Below are 17,887 nucleotides of genomic sequence, written 5' to 3' on the forward strand. Positions count from 1 at the left end.
GACGATGCCGAGGATCGAGCCGCGCCCGACGAATCCGTCCCCGCTGCTCCACGACCCCGAGGAGCGCCGCTTCCCGCTGTCGGCGGGGCAGGAGCGCCTGTGGTGGCTGCGCCAGCTGGACTCGTCGCACGACCAGTACCACATCACCGGAGGCTGGCGGTTTCCTGCGGGGCTCGATCTCCCGGCGCTCACCGCCGCGCTCGCCGGCCTGACCCGCCGCCACGACATCCTGCGCACCCGGTTCGTCCTGCGGCCCGACGGGACGACCGAGCAGGAGGTCGCCGACGAGGCGGAGGTGCCCGTCGTCCGGGCGGGCAGCGAGTGGCGGGCGGCCGTCGAGCGGGCCGCGTCCGAGCCGTTCGATCTGTCACGGCCCCCGCTGCTGCGAGTGGTCACGGCGGAGCTGGAGGACGGGCACGGCCTGTTCGCGGCGCTGCACCACATCGTCACCGACCGGTGGTCGATGGACGTGCTGGCCCGCGACCTCTTCGAGCTGTACGGCGCGGCGTCGGCGGGGCGGGCGCCGGGCCTGCCCGCCCTGCCGGTCCAGTACGGCGACTACGCCCGCTGGCAGCGGAGCCTGCTGACGGACGACCTGCTCGGGCCGGGGCTCGCGCACTGGGAGCGGACGCTGGCCGGCCACGAGCGGCTGGAGCTTCCCACCGACCGGCCGCGCACCGCGCGGGACGACGCGACCGGCGCGAGCCTCGTGGTGGAGCTGTCCGAGGAGGAAACCGCGGCGATGACGGCGGTCGCCTGGCGGGCCAGGGCGAGTCCCGGCGTGGTGGTGACGGCCGCGCTGGTCGCGGCGCTGGGCGCGTTCGCCGGGCAGGACGACGTCGTCATCGGGGCGATCGTCTCCGACCGTCCCCGCCCGGAGCTGCAGGACCTGATCGGCTTCTTCGTCAACACCGTGGTCCTGCGGGTGGACGTGTCCGGCCGGGAGACGACCTTCCGCGAGCTGGTGACCCGTACCCGCGACGTGTGGCTGGCGGCCGACGCGCACCAGGACGTGCCCTTCGAGCGGATCGCAGGGGCGGTGCGGGCCGGCTCCGAGGAGCGGCGCAACCCGATCTTCGACGTCGTGGTGAACCACGCGGGGGACCGTACGGCGCTGGCGGAGGCCCCCGGCGCGCCGGAGTGGTGGTACCCGGAGCTGCCGGTGACCGCCCGGTTCGACCTGTCGCTCACCACGCAGACGGTGGAGGGCCGGCTGCGCGCCACCTTCGTCTACCGTCCCGCCCTGTTCGACGAGACGACGATCGCCGCACTGGCGGAGCGCTACGTCCGGCTGCTCGCCCAGGGGTCGGCGGCGCCCGACCGGCCGCTGCGCGAGCTGGACCTCGCCGGGAGACCCGCTGCGGCGACGGCCGCCGCCGACCCGGCTCCGCGGGCCACGATCGTGGAGCTGATCGAGGCGCAGGCCGCGCGCCGCCCCGGGGAGACGGCGGTGACGGGCACGGCCGGGGAGCTCGCGGGGGAGGAGCTCTCCTACGGCGAGCTGAACCGGCGGGCGAACCGTCTGGCCGGGGACCTTTCGGCCTGCGGCGTGGAACGGGGGCGGGTCGTGGCCGTCTGCCTGGAGCAGACCACGGACCGGTTCGTCGTGCTGCTCGCCATCGCCAAGTGCGGCGCCGCGTACTTCCCGCTCGACCCGGGTTTCCCGCCAGGCAGGCTGCGGTTCATGCTCTCCGACGCCGGGGCGGTCCTCACGGTCGTCAGCCCGTCGCTGGCCCACCGTGTCCCCGCCGCCGCCGCGCCGCCGCTGGTGCTCGGCGATCCCGGCCCGTCTGGCCCGGACGGCCCGGACGGCCCGGACGGCCACGACGCCGGGAACCCGCCGACGGCCGCGCGTCCGGGCGACCTGGCCTACCTGATCTCCACCTCCGGCTCGACCGGCGCCCCCAAGTCGGTCGCCGTTCCGCACAGTGCGCTCAGCAGGCTCGTCGCCGGAGCCCCGCACTACCTCGACATCGGCCCCGGCACGACGTTCCTGCAGGCCGGGCCGCTCACCTTCGACGTGTCGGTCCTGGAGTGGGCCCCGCTCGCGCACGGCGGGCGCGTCGTGGTGACCGGCACCGGCGCCCTGCTGGAGGACCTGGAGGCCGTCGTCCGCGACCACGGCGTGACCACGCTGAAACTGGTCTCCCCGCAGCTCGACCTCCTCGCCGAACGGGACCTGCGGAGACTGTCCGGCCTGCGGCAGCTCGTCGTCGGCGGCGACGTGGTCAACCCCAGGAGCTTCCGCGCCGCCCGCGAGCTGCTGCCCGGCTGCCGGGTCACGGCCTCCTACGGGCCCACCGAGTGCACCGTGCTGGCCACCGTCTTCGACGGGGAGCCCGGCGACGGCCGCGTGCCGATCGGCCACCCCATCCCCCACACCCGCCTGTACCTCCTGGACCGCGACCTCCGCCCCGTCCCGGACGGCATGCGCGGCGAGATCCACCTCGCCGGCGACGGCCTGGCCCGCGGCTACCACGACCGTCCGGGGCTGACCGCGCAGGCGTTCCTCCCCGACCCGTACGGCCCGCCGGGGTCCCGCATGTACCGCACCGGGGACGTGGGCCGCCGGCTGCCCGGCGGCGCCGTCGACTTCCTCGGCCGCGCCGACCGCCAGGTGAAGATCCGCGGCTACCGGATCGAGACGAGCGAGGTCGAGCACGCCCTGCTGCGCCACGGGGCCGCCTCGGCCGTCGTGGTCCGCGCCGAGACGGCCACCGGCCCGGCCCTGGTCGCCTACGTCGTGACGGACGGCGCGGACGGGTCCGGGGACGTCGCGGCGCTGCGTGACCGGCTGCGCGAGACGCTGCCCGCCTACATGATCCCCGACCACCTCGTCCGGATCCTGCGCGTCCCGCTGACCCCCAACAACAAGGTGGACCGCGCGAGCCTGCCACCGGTCGACCCATCGACCGCCCCGCCCCACCCCGGTACGGCCGCGCCGCCGGGAAACGGCCTGGAGGCGAACATCGCCGGGGCCTGGTCGCGGGTGCTGGGCCGCCCCCTCGCGGCCGGAGAGGACTTCTTCGACCACGGCGGCCACTCGCTGCTGGTGCCGCGGGCGACCGCGGCCGTCCGGCGGCTGCTCGGCCGGGAGGTGCCGCTCCGCCTCATGATGCGCCACCGCACGCCGGCCGCCTACGCCGCGGCGCTCCTGACCGAGACCCTGCCCGCCGCCGACGCCGCCCTCGACGCCGGCCTCCGCCTGGAACGGCGGACCTGGCACGGCCGGGCCCTGGGCGGCGACCGGCGGGTGGACCTGTTCGTCCCGGACGGCACGGCCGCGGTGACGAGGACCCTGGTCGTCCTCGACGGCTCGGACTTCGCGGACGTCATGCGCCTCCCGGCGGTCCTGGACCGGCTCGTCCGCGACGGCCGCGTCCCCGCGGCCGCGGCGGTCTTCCTCAGCCCCGCCGACTGGTCGTCCCGCCGCCGGGAGCTCCTCGACGACGCCTACCCGGACCTGCTCGCCGACGAGCTGCTGCCCGTACTGCGCGACCGGCTGGGTGACCGGTGGCGGCCGGGCCGGGCGGTCGCGGTCGGCGCGAGCCTCGGCGCGGTCGCGGCGGTCCGCGCCGCGCTGCGCCGCCCCGACGTCTTCGAGGGGGCGGTCGCGCTGTCCGGCCCGCTGAGCGAGCACCGGCTCGGCCCGGCGGCCTCCGCCCCGGCCCGGCTCTTCCTGTACGCGAGCCGGGAGGAGGCGGACATCATGCTCGACGACGGCCTCGACCTGGTCGAGGCCGTCAAGCGCACCGGCGAGGAGCTGACCGCCGGCGGCCACGCGGTGCGGTGCGAGTACGGCGACGGCGGCCACACCTACGCCGCCTGGGAGTCGGTGCTCCCGGAGGCGATCTCCTGGGCGTTGAGAGAGGACCGAGCGCGAGATGTCCGATGACGGAGAGTTCCTCGTCGTGGTCAACGACGAGTACCAGTACTCGATATGGCCGGCCGGCCGCGACCTGCCCGCGGGCTGGCGGCCCGAGGGGAGTCCGGCGCCGAAGGCGGAGTGCCTGGCCCGCATCGACGCGAACTGGACCGACATGCGGCCGCGGAGCCTGCGGGAGGCCACGTGACGCCGACCGTGTGCGACCTGTTCGAACGGCAGGTGCGGGAACGGCCGGACGCCACCGCGGTCAGGACCTCCGGCGGGTCGTGGACCTACGCGGAGTTCGGCCGGATCACGGCCCGCCTCGCCGCCCGGCTGCGGCGCGGCGGCGCCGGACCCGGCGGGATCGTCGGGCTGGTCGCGCCCCGCGGGCCGCAGGCGCTGACCGGCATCGTCGCCATCCTGCGCTCCGGCGCGGCCTGCCTGCCGCTGGACCCCGGCGACCCGCCGCCGCGCAACCGGGAGGTCCTCGACGGCGCCGGATGCCGCCAGGTGCTCGCCGCCGCCCCCGCCGGGTGGCTGCCCGGAGCCCAGCTCATCGACGACCCCACGCTGGCGGACCCGGAGGACGAGGCGGAGGTCCCACCGGCCGCGCCCCACCCGCTCGACCTGGCCTACGCCATCACCACCTCCGGCTCGACCGGCCGCCCGAAGGTCGTGGGCGTGCCGCACGAGGGCCTCGCCAACCTGGTGACGGCCTCCATCGAGGACCTCGACCTCATCAGGCCGGACGACGTGATGCTGTGGACGCTCGCGGTCACCGTGGACAGCACGATGCACGACGTGCTGATGCCGCTGTGCTGCGGCGGCTGCGTCGCCGTCCCCGACCCCGGAGACCTGCCCGCGACCAGGATGCCGCACGCCGTACGGGCGCTGGGGGCGACCGTGCTGGAGATCCCGGCCGCGGTGCTCGGCCCCTACGGCGGGTCGCTGCTGCCGCGGCTGGCCGGGGCCGGGGTGCGGCTGGTGATCACCGGCGGCTCCCAGCTCGACGGGCCCGGCCTCGCCGACGCCGACCCGCTGGTCGTGTGCAACGGCTACGGACCCACCGAGACCTCGGTCGCGCCCCTGTGGTATCGCTGCGACAAGTCCACGCCGCGCTGGGCGCCGATCGGCAGGCCGATCCGGGGCGTCCGGGCCTACGTCCTCGACGAGGAGCTGAACCCCGTCCCCGATGGGGCGGCGGGCCAGCTGTACATCGGGGGCGTCGGCCTGGCCAGGGGATACCTCGGGCTGCCCGGCCGTACGGCGGCGGTGTTCCTGCCCGACCCGTTCGCCGGCGCCCCCGGCCGGCGCATGTACGCCACCGGGGACCGCGTACGGCGGCGGCCCGACGGGGAGTACGTCTTCCTCGGCCGCACCGACGACCAGATCAAGATCAGCGGGTTCCGCGTCGAGATCGGAGAGGTGGAACACGCCCTGCGCGGATGCCCGGGGGTGGCCGACGCGGCGGTGCTGCTGCGCCGGGACGCCCCCGGAGGCGCGGCCCTCGTCGCCTTCCTGGCCGGCACGCCGCTGTCCGATGAGGAGATCTCCGGCCGCCTCCGCGACCGTCTGCCGCGGCACATGGTTCCGCGTTTCCACGTGTGGCTTGACCGTCTTCCCCTGAACCGGCCTGGGAAGATCGATCGTGCGGCGCTGGCGGAGATGCCCTTCGCCGATGCGCGGGCCGACCGGAGGAGGACCGACGATGTCACATGAGACCGGGCACGCGACGTCACACGGAACCGGCGACGGGACCGGACGGCCGAGGATAGCCCTGATCGGCGGCCGGCCCAAGCTCGTGCGCAAGGCCCACGAGCTCGGCATGGGCGTCGTCTACATCCAGCAGCCCGGCCAGTACGACCGGGCCCACTGGCCCTACGTCGACCAGGCGCTGCTCGTCGACTACACCGACACCGGACGGCTGCTGCCGCTGGTGCGGGCGCTCCACCGGGCGTATCCCTTCGACGGCGTGGTGTCGCTGTACGAGCTCGGCGTCCGGCCCGCCGCGGAGATCGACCGGATGCTCGGGCTGGGCTGGCACTCGCTGGAGACGGTTGACCTGCTGCTGGACAAGTGGCGGATGCGGCGGCGGCTCAACGAACTGGGCGTCAGCCCGGTCGCCGCCGCCGTGGGGGAGACCGAGCGGGACCTGCGGGAGTTCGTCGCGGCCCACGGGCTGCCGATCTTCGTGAAACCGGTCTGCGAGGCGGGCAGCATCGGCGTGTTCGCCGTACGCGACGAGGCGGACCTCGCGGCGATCCCGGCGCGCTTCCGCGAGCTGGAGGCGCGGTTCGACAGGTCCGACCTGGCCGGGCCCCTCGACCGGTTCCTCATGGAGGAGTTCCTCGACGGGCCGGAGATCAGCGTGGAGACGCTGAGCTTCGGCGGCCGCCACGTCCTCGTCGGCGTGACCGACAAGGTGCTCGGCGGGCCGGGCTTCGTGGAGGTCGGCCACTCCTGTCCCAGCCGGCACCCCGAGCCGCTGCTGCGCGAGGTCGAACGGCTGGTCATGACCTTCCTCGACGCGGTCGGCCTGAGCGACGGCCCCGGCCACACCGAGGTCAAGCTGACCGGCCGAGGACCGCGGATCATCGAGTCGCACACCCGCATCGGCGGCGACCGGATCAACGAGCTGACCGAGATCGCCTACGGCGTCGACATGGACCGCCACGCGCTCGGCTCGCGGCTCGGGCTCATCGAGCCGCTGACCAGGTCGCCCCTGCCGCGGGCCGGCGCCGCGATCCGCTTCCTCACCCCGCCCCCGGGGAGGGTGACCGAGGTGACCGGCGTCGAGGACGTCCTCGCCGACCCCGCGCTGGTGGAGCTGGAGATCTCGGTCCGGCCGGGGGACGAGGTGCCCCCGCTCACCTGGAGCGAGGAGCGGGTCGGGCACGTCCTGGCGCGGGGCGGGACGGCCGAGGAGGCCGCCGCCGCGTGCGAGCGGCTGGCGGCGATGGTCGCCATCCGCACCGAGGCGGTCCCGTGAGCGTACGCGCGCCGCAGTCGGACGACAGCAGTCCCCGTTTCCGCGACACCGTACGGCGGCTGCCCGCGCCGGTGTGGATCCTCGGCCTCGGCATGCTGGTCGTCCGGGTCGGCAACTTCCTGCCGGTCTTCATGGTCCTCTACCTCACCAGCCGGGACATCCCGCCCGCGGCGGCCGGGCTGGTGCTCGGCGGCGCCGGGCTGGGCAACGTCCTCGGCAACGCGGTCGGCGGCTACCTCGCCGACCGGATCGGGCGCCGCTGGACCATCGTGGCGTCCATGCTGGCGACGGCGGGGCCGACGGCCGCCATCCCGGCGTCGGACTCGCTGCCCGTGCTGGTCACGCTGGCCTTCCTCGCCGGTACGGCCTCCCAGGTCTACCGGCCCGCGTCGGCCGCGCTGCTCATGGACGCCACGACGACCACCCAGCAGCGGCTGGCGGCCTTCGCCGTGCACCGTTTCGCGATGAACGTCGGCGCCGCGATCGGCGGCGTGCTCGGCGGGTTCCTGGCCACGGTGTCCTACGTGGCGCTGTTCGTCGGGAACGCCGTGGCCTGCCTGCTGTTCGCCGCCATAGCGGCCGTCCTGCTGCGGGACGTGGCCCGCGCCCCGGACGACCCGGAGCCGGACCCCGCCGCCGGGACGCCGCAGCCGGGCTACCGCCGGGCGCTCGCCGACCGCCGCCTGCGGCGCTTCCTGCTCATGACGCTGATCGCCGAGTTCGTCTACATCCAGTCCACCGTCGGCCTGCCGCTGCACATCGACGCGCACCACCTGTCCGCGGCCGACTTCGGCCTGCTGATGGGCCTCAACGGCGTGCTGGTCCTGCTGCTCGAACTGCCGGTCACCGGCCTGGTCTCCCGCCGCACCCCCGGCTACGTCCTCGCGCTGAGCAACGTCCTGACCGGCGCCGGCCTGGCCCTGACCGGCCTGGCGGGCGGCATGGGCTGGCTGGCGGCCACCGTACTGCTGTGGACGCTCGGGGAGATGCTGTACGCCTCGATGGCCAGCGCCCACCTGAGCGACCTCGCTCCGCCCGCCATGGCCGGGCGCTACCAGGGCCTGTACGGCGCCGCCATCGCGGCGGGCACCGGCGTCGGACCGATCATCGGCGGCGCGGTGTACGCCCTGGACGAGTGGGCGCTGTGGGCCGTCTGCGCGCTCGGCGGCCTGGTCTCGGCCTGGCTCTGCCTGCCGGGCCGGGAGGGCCGCGTCCCGGGAGCCGGGAAGGGATCCGCCGGGCTCGCCTGAGCGGCGAGGAACCGCACACCGGAGAGGCACTCACCGGGTCCGCCTGAACGGCGGGCCCGGTTCGTCGTGTCCGTCGTGTCTCCGGCTCCCCACCTCGCGTTCCAGCGGTGATACGCCGGATCCGGCCGAATGGGAAGAAGATCCGGTCCTGCGGCGAAGGATGGGTGATCGCAACCGAAATCCGGAAGGAAGGCTCATGTCGGAGAAGAGAATTTGATCGCGGCAGTGAGCGAACCGGTCACCGACGCCGAACTCGTCGCCCGGTACCGGCGTGACCCCGAGCTGTTCACCGAGGTGCACGACCGCTACTACCGCGACATCTACCGGTACGTGGCCGGCCGGCTGGACACGCAGATCGCCGAGGACATCACCGCCGAGACGTTCCTGCTGGCCTTCGGCCGGCGCGACCGGTTCGACCCGGAACTCGGGAGCCTGCGGCCCTGGCTGTTCGGCTTCGCCACCAACCTCATCGCCAGGCACCGGCGCAAGGAGACCCGCCACTACCGGGCGCTGGCCCGGCTGGGGCCGGAACCGGACGCGGAAGGCCACGAGAGCCGGGTCGTGACCTCCGTCGCCGCCCAGCGCATGCAGCCGCACCTGGCCAGGGCACTCGCCGCGCTCTCCGGGGGCGAGCGCGACGTCCTGCTTCTCGTGGCGCTGGGCCAGCTCGGCTACGAGGAGATCGCCCAGGCACTCGGCATCGCCGTCGGCACCGTGGGCTCCAGGCTCAGCCGGGCCCGCGCGAAGATGCTCGCCCTCATCGACAAGGAGATGATCCGTGGATGACGACCTGACCCCGCTCGCCGGCCTGCTGGTCAAGCCCGAACCGCCCGCCGAGGCGGTCGCCCGCAGCAGGCGGCGGCTCCAGGCCGGGATGCGAGGCCGCGCGCCCCGGCGGATCGGGTGGTTCACGCAGGGGCTCGGCCTGGCCGCCGTCGCCGCCGCGGCGGCCGTCGCCGTGCTCGCCACCGGGGGGACCACGCCCGCCGGTACGCCGGCCCAGGGCAGGGAGGTCCTGCTCATGGCGGCCGTCAGCGCGGAGAAAGCGCCGCAGGACTCCGGGACCTACTGGCACGTCAGGTCCGACTGGCAGGATCCGGAGATCCCGCCCATGGACAGCTGGACCGCCCGGGACGGCAGGCGCTGGACCAGGGGCGAGCCGGGTGATCCACCCGACGCCGTCGTACCGGCCCCGAACCCGGACCCGGACCCGTTCATGCTCAAGGGCGCCAAGGTGGGCTTCGAGGACCTCGAAGGGCTGCCGGAGGATCCCGAGGCGCTGAACGCGTGGATCGCCGGGCTTCGGGGACGTGAGGAGAACATGCTCCTCTCCGAACAGCGAGGGGACCCCACCATTCCTCTGATCGCGTTGATCTCGGAGCTGCCGACGCCGCCGAAGGCCCGCTCCGCGGCGTTCCGGAGCCTCGCCGCCGTCCCGGGGGTCCGGGACGCGGGAGCGGTGGAGGGCGGCCGGAAACTGCTGATCCCCAACCCCGACGTCGGAGAGGAGATCACGCTGGTCGTCGATCCCGAGACCGCCCGGGTGACCCGGACGAACTACCTCCTGGGCAACGACGGAAGCGTGTCGGGGTCCCCCTACGAACTCCTCCTGCTGACCACCGACTGGACGGACCGGCTTCCGCAGACGGGCGGTGACGGGTCATGATCCTTGGAAGACCGCTCCTCGCCGCCGTCGTGGCGATGACGGCGATCGCGAGCGCCGCCCCCACGCCCACACCCGCCCCCGCGTCACAGGCCCCTTCCCGGCAGCCGAACGGGGTGACCCTGATCACCGGTGACCGGGTCGTGGTGACCGGCCGCGGGCACCGGGTGGAGCCCGGCCCCGGCCGCCAGGACGTCGGCTTCAGGAGCCAGGTGCGTGATGGGCACCTGTACGTGGTGCCGTCCGACGCCCAGCCCCTGCTCACCAGGGGGACGCTCGACCGGCGGCTGTTCGACGTCACCCGGCTGCTTGCGTGGCGGTACGGCGACGCCGACCGGGCCGACATCCCGCTGATCACGCAGTCGGGCACCGGCCAGGCCCCCGCCCTCAGGAGCGCGCAGGACGTCAAGGGGCTCGCCGGCCTCGGCATGACCACGCTCAGCCTGCCGAAGAGCGGCGCGGCCCAGGCGTGGAAGGACATGGCGGGCGGCGCCCGTACGCTGGCCGCGGGCACGGCGAAGATCTGGCTGGACGGCCGCCGGTCCTTCACCCTCGACCGGAGCACCGCGCAGATCGGCGCCACCGAGGCGTGGAAGCAGGGGATGACCGGGGAGGGCGTCACGGTCGCCGTCCTCGACTCCGGCTACGACCCCGACCATCCGGATCTGAAGGGCGTGGTGACGCAGGCGCGCAACTTCAGCGACGAGCCCGATGTCCGCGACGACCTCGGCCACGGCACCCACGTCGCCTCGACCATCGCGGGCAACGACGAGAGGTACCGGGGCGTCGCCCCGGGCGCGCGGCTGGCCATCGGGAAGGTCGGCGGACCGGCCGGGCCCGTCGACTCCGCCATCCTGGCGGGCATGGAGTGGGCCGCCCTGGAGGTCAGGGCCAAGGTCGTCAACCTCAGCCTGGGAAGCCCCGACGAGCCGGGACTCGACCCCCTGGAACAGGCGGTGAACACGCTGTCGGAACGGACCGGCACGCTGTTCGTCGTGGCCGCCGGGAACAACGGCAGACCGGGCACGGTGAGCAGTCCGGGCAGCGCGGACGCGGCCCTCACCGTCGGCGCCGTCGACAGGGACGACCGGGTGGCGGGCTTCTCCAGCGCCGGCCCCCGGGTGGGTGACCACGCCGTGAAACCGGATCTCACCGCGCCCGGCGTCGAGATCGTCGCGGCGGCGGCCGCGGGCACCGCCGAGGGCACGCATGTGGCGATGTCCGGAACCTCGATGGCGACGCCGCACGTGGTGGGGGCCGCGGCGATCCTCGCCCAGCGTCACCCCGACTGGACGGGGCAGCGGCTCAAGGCCGCGCTGACCGGCGGCGCCGCACCCTCGGCCGGGGCCACGCCGTACCGGCAGGGCACCGGGCGGGTGGACGTGGCCCGCTCCCTGAGGCAGCAGGTCACGGCGCAGGCGACGGATGCCTGGGCGGCCTTCCCCTGGGACGGCCCGAAGGAGCGCCGCAGGACCGGGACCATCACCTACACCAACTCCGGCGACACGCCGGTGAGCCTCGACCTGACCGGCGGGGGAGAGGCGGTCGGACTCGGCGTCCGGAAGCTCGACGTGCCCGCCGGGGGACAGGCGTCGGTCACGCTCACCATCGACGCCACCGGCAAGGCCCCGGGCGACTACGCCGGCACGGTCACCGCCAACGCGGGTGACACGGTGATCCGCACCGTGGCCGGCGCCTACGTCGAGCCCGAGTCCTACGACGTCACCGTCACCGTCGTCGGCAGGCAGGGGCAACCGGTCGATCCCTGGATGGCGCAGATCTACGACCCGGCGACCGGGACCGTCATCGAGCCGGTGTTCCACGACGGCACGGCCACGGTACGGCTCCCCAAGGGCGACTGGAACGTCTACACCGAGACCCTTGAGAAGATCGACGGGAAGCGGGCCGACACCGCCGCCGACTCCCCGCTCAGGGTCGACGGAGACGGCGTCCGGCTGACGGTGGACGCGCGTCAGGGCAGGGCGACCGTGGTCACGCTCGACGACCCGAGCGCCCAGATCCGGCGCGGTTTCGAGTTCGGGCTGGCCCACGGCGCGTGGAACTTCAACATGTTCACGAGCCTGGACCCCAACACCGGGTTCTTCGTCGTCCCCGTCCGCCGGCTCGGCCTGACCTACACGCTGAGGACCCTGTGGCTGAGCAGGGACGTCTCGCCCAGCCCGTACGTCTATGATCTCGTCGACCGTCACACCGACGGCATCCCCGGCGACCCCGTCCACCGTGCCAGGCGGAAGGAACTGGCGAAGATCTCCACGACCTACCGGGCCTCGGGCGTGGCGGCCACGGGGATGCCGCTGGCCGGAACGCTCTTTCCCGAGTTCCCGGGTTCGTCCCTGACACCGCTGGTCTATGACCTCCCCCTGCCCGGCACACTCGTCCAGTACCGGACCCCCGGGGTGACCTACGAGAGCGGCCTCCAGACCGGCACCTCCCTGACCTTCGACGGCGGTCGGCGCGCGAAGCGCGGGGAGAGCGGGGAGGTCTGGAACGCGGCGGTCACCGGCCCGTCGTTCCTGCTGCCGGGCGGTAACCGTACCGGCGACGAGCTGACCTTCTCGGGAGTCGGCCTGTTCGCCGACGGGCGTCCGGGCAGGACGGGGTCGGACACCGCCGCCACCGGCGCCGCCACCCTGACCCGGGACGGGAAGACACTGGCCCGCGCCGACCTGGCCGGCTGTGAGATCTACCGGCCGGAAGGATGCGAACTCCACGCCGATCTCCCCGCCGGGGCCGGCGCCTACACGCTCACCGCCTCGATGCGCAGGCAGGTGTCGCACTCGGCGCTCTCCACCGGGGTGGAGTCCACCTGGACGTTCCGGTCCGCGAACACGGAGAAGCCGCAGCCGCTGCCGTTGACGGCGGTCCGCTACGGCCCCGACGGCCTGGACGACTCGAACCGCGCCAAGCGGGGCGGCGTGACGCGCATGTCCGTGTGGATCGAGCGCAACCCCGGCGCCGCCGCGGCGGAGACGAGGTCGATCCGCCTGGAGATGTCCGCCGACGACGGGGCGAGCTGGCGTCCCGTCCCGCTCGTCCGCACCGGCTCCGGCTGGACCGCCGTGCTGCGGAACCCGTCCGCGGCCGGGTTCGTCTCCCTGCGCGCGGCCGTGACCGACACGGCGGGCACCCGCCTGACCCAGACGATCACCCGCGCCTACGCCGTGGGCTGACCGGAGGCCGTACCGGAACGGAATCCGGGTGCTGTTCTGCGGATCCCCGCCTGGACGACCGCGGCGGGCGAAAAGGTCCACAGAACAGAACCTAGGAAGGGAGCAGCGGCAGCAACGCGTTGAGGCGGCCGGAGGCGAAGCCCGACAGGTCCAGCGAGCAGAAGGTGAAGCCCGCGCCGCGGACGGCCGCGTCGACGCGCTCACGCAGCTCGCCCGCGCGCGGGATGTCGTCCCGCGGGACCTCGACGCGGGCGAGCGTGCCGCCCGAATGGGCGCGCACCCGGCACACCGGGAAACCGAGGTCGCGCAGCGCCGCCTCCGCGACCTCGACCCGGCGCAGCACCTCCGGGGTGACCGGGTCGCCGTAGCTCACCCGCGAGGCCAGGCAGGGCGCGGCGGGCTTGTCCGCCGTGACCAGCCCGAGCTCGCGGCTGAGCGCGCGGACGTCCGCCTTGGTCAGGCCGGCGTCGACCAGCGGCGCGATCGCCCCGCGCTCCGCCGCCGCCCGCTGCCCCGGCCGGTGGTCGCCGAGGTCGTCGAGGTTGGTGCCGAGGGCGATCCGGGCCCCCATGGCCGCCGCCAGCGGCCCGAGGGCGTCGAACAGCGCCGACTTGCAGTGGTAGCAGCGGTCCGCGCCGTTGGCGGCGTACTCCGGGCGGTCGGCCTCGTCCGTGCACACCTCCAGGTGCGCCAGGCCGTACCGGCGGGCGAACCCGCGGGCGGCGGCCCGCTCGGAGGCGGCGAGGCTGGGGGAGACGGCGGTCACCGCGAGCGCCCGCGCGCCGAGCACGCGGGAGGCCATGACGGCCAGCAGCGCCGAGTCGGCCCCGCCCGAGTAGGCGACGACCACGCCGCTCTCCCGCCGCAATCGCCCGGTCAGGCGGTCGATCGCCTCGTCCGTCGTCGCCGGGGCCTCGTCGTCCGCCGGGGGCTCGCCGCCCGCCGGAGCCTTGTCGTCCGTCCGGGTCTCGTCACTCATCCGGGTCTCCCGTCTCCGTCGGCGCGTCGCCGGCCAGGCTCTCCTCCACGCCCAGGATGTGGACGGCCGCGTACAGGCGCGCCCGGTCGGGGTCCCGCGCGAGGAGCGCCGCGTGGATCGACCGGTGCTCGCCCAGCGTGCGCAGGAGGGCGCCGGGATCGGTCATCCCGCGCCAGACCCGCGCCCGCACCGTGCGGCCGGACATGTTCTCGATCACCGCGGCGAGCACCGGGTTGCCGCAGTGGGCGGTGATGAGGCTGTGGAACTCCTGGTCCAGGACGATCAGCTTGTCGTGGTCCACGTCCGGTCGTCCGGCGAGCCGCTCGGCCTCCGCCAGCACGTCGCCGAGCCGGTCCAGGACGTCACCGGGCAGGCGGGTCGCGGCGAGGGCGGTCGCCTCCGGCTCCAGCAGCCGGCGGACGTGCAGGAACTGCCGCGCGCCCGCGTCGAGGTGCAGGTCGGCGACGAAGCTCATCCCGTTCAGGAGCAGGCCGGGGGACAGGCTCGTGACGTAGGTCCCGTCGCCCTGGCGCGTCTGCAGCACCCGCATCGCCGTCAGGGCCCGTACGGCCTCGCGGAGCGTGTTGCGGGAGACGCCGAGCTGCTCGGCCAGGTCCTTCTCCACCGGGAGCCTCTGGCCCGGCCGCAGCTCGCCATCGATGATCAGCTGCTTGACGGTGTCGATGGCGGTCTCCACGACGCCCATCCCGCTACACCCCCCACTGCTCGCCGTCGGGGTAACGGTACGCGGCGACCGACTCCGGGTGCATCCGGGCGCCGTAGCCGGGCCCCTCGGGCAGCAGGTAGCGGCTCCGGACGATGCGGACGGGGTCGGTGAAGTGCTCGTGCAGGTGGTCCACGTACTCCAGGACCCGCCCCTCCAGGCTGCCGCTCACGCAGACGTAGTCGATGATCGACATGTGCTGGACCAGCTCGCACAGGCCCACGCCCCCCGCGTGCGGGCACACCGGCACGCCGAACTTCGCGGCCATCAGCAGGACCGGGACGATCTCGTTGACCGACGCCAGGCGGCAGGAGTCGATCTGGCAGAAGTCGATGGCCCCGGCCTGGAGGAGCTGCTTGAACATGACGCGGTTGTGGCAGTGCTCTCCGGTGGCGACGCCGACGGGGGCGACCGCCTTGCGGATCGCGGCGTGGCCGAGGACGTCGTCGGGGCTGGTCGGCTCCTCGATCCACAGCGGCCCGTACGGCGCGAGCCGGTTCACCCACTCGACGGCCTGCGGGACGTCCCACACCTGGTTGGCGTCGATCATCAGCGTGCGGTCGCCCAGCTCCTCCCGGGCGATGGACAGCCGGCGCACGTCGTCCTCGATGTCCGCGCCGACCTTGAGCTTGACATGGGTCCAGCCGTCGGCGACCGCCTCACGGCACAGGCGCCGCAGTTTGCCGTCGTCGTAGCCCAGCCAGCCCGGGGAGGTGGTGTAGGCGGGGTAGCCGTGTCCGGTGAGCTCGGCGATCCGCTCCCCGCGTGTGGGCGCGAGCGCGGCGAGCATCTCCACGGCCTCGGCCGGGGTGAGCACGTCCGACAGGTAGCTGAAGTCGCAGGCGGCCACCAGCTCCTCGGGCGACATGTCCGCGACGAACCGCCACAGGGGCTTGCCCGCCCGGCGCGCGGCGAGGTCCCAGGCGGCGTTGAGCACGGCCGCGGCGGACAGGTGCACCACGCCCTTCTCCGGGCCCAGCCAGCGCATCTGGCTGTCGGCCATGATCTCGCGGTAGAGGCCGCCGAGGTCCCCGGCCAGCTCGTCCACGTCGCGGCCGGCCAGCCGGGCGCCGATCTGCCGCGCCGCCGCCACGCAGAGGTCGTTGCCGCGCCCGATCGTGAAGGTCAGGCCGTACCCCGATAGATCGCCGTCCGTGCCGAGGACGACGTACGCGGCCGAGTAGTCGCCGTCGGGGTTCATCGCGTCCGACCCGTCGAGGGTGGCCGAGGTGGGGAACCTGATGTCGATCACGTCTACGGAGGTGATGGTGGGCATGCCTGCTCCAAATTCATCCAACGAATACGGCGGACAGTACGTTGCGCTCCAGATGCGGTCAAGCCATGCCCGCGTGATGGTAAGGGAGAAGCTTTACTTCGACCCGATGAATATGGGAGGCTCGACCGGTCCGATACATCGGGTGAATTGCTGGAAGAGGCGACCGTGAAGCTGCTGAGAGTGGGACCGGAGGGCCGGGAGCGGCCCTGTGCGCTGGGGCCGGACGGCCGGGTGCTCGATCTGTCGTCGCTGACGGCGGACATCGACGGGGCGTTCCTCGCCGGCGGGGGCCTCGAACGCGTACGGTCCGCTCTCGACGCCGGCGAGCTGCCCGAGGCCGGGCCGTACGAGCGGATCGGCGCGCCGGTCGCCAGGCCCGGAAAGATCATCTGTATCGGCCTGAACTACTCCGACCACGCCGAGGAGACCGGGGCCGCGATCCCCGCCGAGCCGGTCGTCTTCATGAAGGCGTCCAACACGATGGTCGGCCCCGACGACGAGGTCCTGGTCCCGCGCGGCAGCGTGAAGACCGACTACGAGGTCGAGCTCGCGGTGGTCCTGGGCCGCACGGCCCGTTACCTGTCCTCCCCCGAGGAGGCGGCGGACGTGATCGCCGGGTACGCGATCGCCAACGACGTGTCCGAGCGCGAGTTCCAGAACGAGCGCGGCGGCCAGTGGGACAAGGGCAAGTCGTGTGAGACGTTCAACCCGCTCGGCCCGTGGCTGGTCACGGCGGACGAGGTCGGCGACCCGCAGGCGCTCGGCCTGCGGCTGTGGGTGAACGGCGAGCTCCGCCAGGACGGGAGCACCGGCAACCAGATCTTCGGCGTGCACCACGTGATCTGGTACCTCAGCCAGTTCATGGTGCTGGAGCCGGGCGACGTGGTGAACACCGGCACCCCGGCGGGGGTGGCGCTCGGCCGCGGCCCGGAGGCGTACCTGCGCAAGGGCGACGTGGTGGAGCTGGAGATCGACGGCCTGGGCCGTCAGCGCCAGCGGATGGGGCAGGCATGAGCCAGCGAATCAGTGAGTACGGGGCGTTTCGCGAATGCGATCCCGAGCCTCTAGGCGAGGGAGCGGCATGACCGGGCGGATCGCCGGGCGCGGGGTGCTTCGCGAGGGAGCGGCATGAGCCAGGGGGAGTTCGACGGTCTGGTGGCCGTCGTCACCGGCGGCGCCTCGGGCATCGGCAGGGCCGTCGCCGAGGAGCTGACCGCGCGGGGCGCCCGGGTGGCCGTCCTGGACCTGCGGGACACCGAGTTCGTCTGCGACGTGACCGACGACGCCGCCGTGCGCGCGGCCGTCACGGCGGTGGCGGAGCGGTACGGCCGGATCGACGTGCTGGTGAACAACGCGGGCATCGGCGCGCAGGGCACGGTCGCCGACAACGACGACGCCGAGTGGCTGCGCGTGTTCGACCTGAACGTCGTGGGGATCGCCCGCGTGACCCGGGCGGCGCTACCGTACCTGCGCGAGTCCCCGCACGCGGCGGTCGTCAACACCTGCTCGATCGCCGCCACGGCCGGGCTGCCGCAGCGGGCGCTGTACTCGGCGTCCAAGGGAGCGGTGCTCGCGCTGACCCGCGCGATGGCGGCCGACCACATCCGCGAGGGCATCCGCGTCAACTGCGTCAACCCCGGCACCGTCGACACCCCCTGGGTCGGGCGGCTGCTGGACGCCGCCCCCGACCCGGCGGCCGAGCGCGCCGCGCTGTCCGCGCGCCAGCCGCACGGCCGCCTGGTGGCGGCCGAGGAGGTCGCCCAGGCGGTGGCGTACCTTGCGAGCCCGAGGTCGGGGTCGACGGTCGGGATCGAGCTGGCCGTGGACGGCGGAATGGCCGGCCTGCGCCTGCGGCCGGTGTCGTCGTGACGGCCGGCCCCGGCGTCCCGGCCCCGGCGCCCGGATCCGGCGCTCCGGAAGCGGTACCCGGCTTCGGTTCCGGCACTC

General features: G+C 74.1%; 13 protein-coding genes. 10 read left to right on the top strand and 3 right to left on the bottom strand.

Going from position 1 to position 17,887, the window contains the following annotated elements; all coding sequences use genetic code 11:
• Nucleotides 1-4: 4 nt before the first annotated feature.
• The 8 genes from ACZ6W9_RS25510 (at nt 5) to ACZ6W9_RS25545 (ending at nt 12,961) form a co-directional block, all read left to right on the top strand.
• Nucleotides 5-3,895, top strand: a complete 3,891-nt coding sequence (locus ACZ6W9_RS25510; RefSeq protein ID WP_470120006.1) for a non-ribosomal peptide synthetase — start codon at nt 5-7, stop codon at nt 3,893-3,895.
• Nucleotides 3,885-4,073 carry an MbtH family protein gene (locus ACZ6W9_RS25515; protein ID WP_362935501.1) on the top strand — a complete coding sequence of 63 codons (189 nt, stop codon included), beginning with the start codon at nt 3,885-3,887 and terminating at the stop codon, nt 4,071-4,073. Before ACZ6W9_RS25510 ends, ACZ6W9_RS25515 begins: the two co-directional genes overlap by 11 nt.
• A complete protein-coding gene (locus ACZ6W9_RS25520) occupies nt 4,070-5,587 on the top strand; it encodes an amino acid adenylation domain-containing protein (protein ID WP_362935498.1) in 1,518 nt (505 codons plus the stop codon). The genes ACZ6W9_RS25515 and ACZ6W9_RS25520 overlap by 4 nt, the downstream gene beginning before the upstream one ends.
• Nucleotides 5,577-6,857 carry an ATP-grasp domain-containing protein gene (locus ACZ6W9_RS25525; protein ID WP_362935495.1) on the top strand — a complete coding sequence of 427 codons (1,281 nt, stop codon included), beginning with the start codon at nt 5,577-5,579 and terminating at the stop codon, nt 6,855-6,857. The genes ACZ6W9_RS25520 and ACZ6W9_RS25525 overlap by 11 nt, the downstream gene beginning before the upstream one ends.
• Entirely contained in the window at nt 6,854-8,107 is a 1,254-nt protein-coding gene (locus tag ACZ6W9_RS25530) for an MFS transporter (protein ID WP_362935492.1), read from the top strand. Before ACZ6W9_RS25525 ends, ACZ6W9_RS25530 begins: the two co-directional genes overlap by 4 nt.
• A 213-nt stretch (nt 8,108-8,320) precedes the next feature.
• Nucleotides 8,321-8,893 (top strand): RNA polymerase sigma factor, encoded by a 573-nt coding sequence (locus ACZ6W9_RS25535; RefSeq protein ID WP_389965448.1) that lies wholly within the window; start codon nt 8,321-8,323, stop codon nt 8,891-8,893.
• Complete coding sequence (locus tag ACZ6W9_RS25540; RefSeq protein WP_470120010.1) at nt 8,886-9,773, top strand: CU044_5270 family protein; 888 nt, start codon at nt 8,886-8,888, stop codon at nt 9,771-9,773. Before ACZ6W9_RS25535 ends, ACZ6W9_RS25540 begins: the two co-directional genes overlap by 8 nt.
• A complete protein-coding gene (locus ACZ6W9_RS25545; RefSeq protein WP_470120012.1) occupies nt 9,770-12,961 on the top strand; it encodes a S8 family serine peptidase in 3,192 nt (1,063 codons plus the stop codon). The genes ACZ6W9_RS25540 and ACZ6W9_RS25545 overlap by 4 nt, the downstream gene beginning before the upstream one ends.
• A gap of 91 nt (nt 12,962-13,052) precedes the next feature.
• On the opposite strand, the gene larE is transcribed toward ACZ6W9_RS25545, so the two are convergent.
• Genes larE through ACZ6W9_RS25560 form a run of 3 tightly spaced genes read right to left on the bottom strand, consistent with a single transcriptional unit; the run spans nt 13,053 to nt 15,940 of the window.
• Nucleotides 13,053-13,940, bottom strand: coding sequence for an ATP-dependent sacrificial sulfur transferase LarE (larE, locus tag ACZ6W9_RS25550; protein ID WP_389965456.1), 888 nt, complete (start codon nt 13,938-13,940; stop codon nt 13,053-13,055).
• Nucleotides 13,933-14,646, bottom strand: coding sequence for a FadR/GntR family transcriptional regulator (locus tag ACZ6W9_RS25555; RefSeq protein WP_470120014.1), 714 nt, complete (start codon nt 14,644-14,646; stop codon nt 13,933-13,935). Before ACZ6W9_RS25555 ends, larE begins: the two co-directional genes overlap by 8 nt.
• Nucleotides 14,647-14,650: 4 nt before the next feature.
• Nucleotides 14,651-15,940 carry an L-fuconate dehydratase gene (locus ACZ6W9_RS25560; RefSeq protein WP_470120016.1) on the bottom strand — a complete coding sequence of 430 codons (1,290 nt, stop codon included), beginning with the start codon at nt 15,938-15,940 and terminating at the stop codon, nt 14,651-14,653.
• 165 nt (nt 15,941-16,105) lie between these two features.
• On the opposite strand from ACZ6W9_RS25560, the gene ACZ6W9_RS25565 reads away from it, so the two are divergent.
• Together ACZ6W9_RS25565 and ACZ6W9_RS25570 are read left to right on the top strand one after the other, a co-directional pair.
• The gene (locus ACZ6W9_RS25565) at nt 16,106-16,954 is read left to right on the top strand and encodes a fumarylacetoacetate hydrolase family protein (RefSeq protein ID WP_470120018.1); all 849 of its coding nucleotides are present in this window, start codon (nt 16,106-16,108) and stop codon (nt 16,952-16,954) included.
• 114 nt (nt 16,955-17,068) lie between these two features.
• Nucleotides 17,069-17,809, top strand: a complete 741-nt coding sequence (locus ACZ6W9_RS25570; RefSeq protein WP_362935468.1) for an SDR family NAD(P)-dependent oxidoreductase — start codon at nt 17,069-17,071, stop codon at nt 17,807-17,809.
• Nucleotides 17,810-17,887 lie beyond the last annotated feature (78 nt).

It is taken from the genome of Streptosporangium sp. NPDC053982 (genome assembly GCF_055585205.1).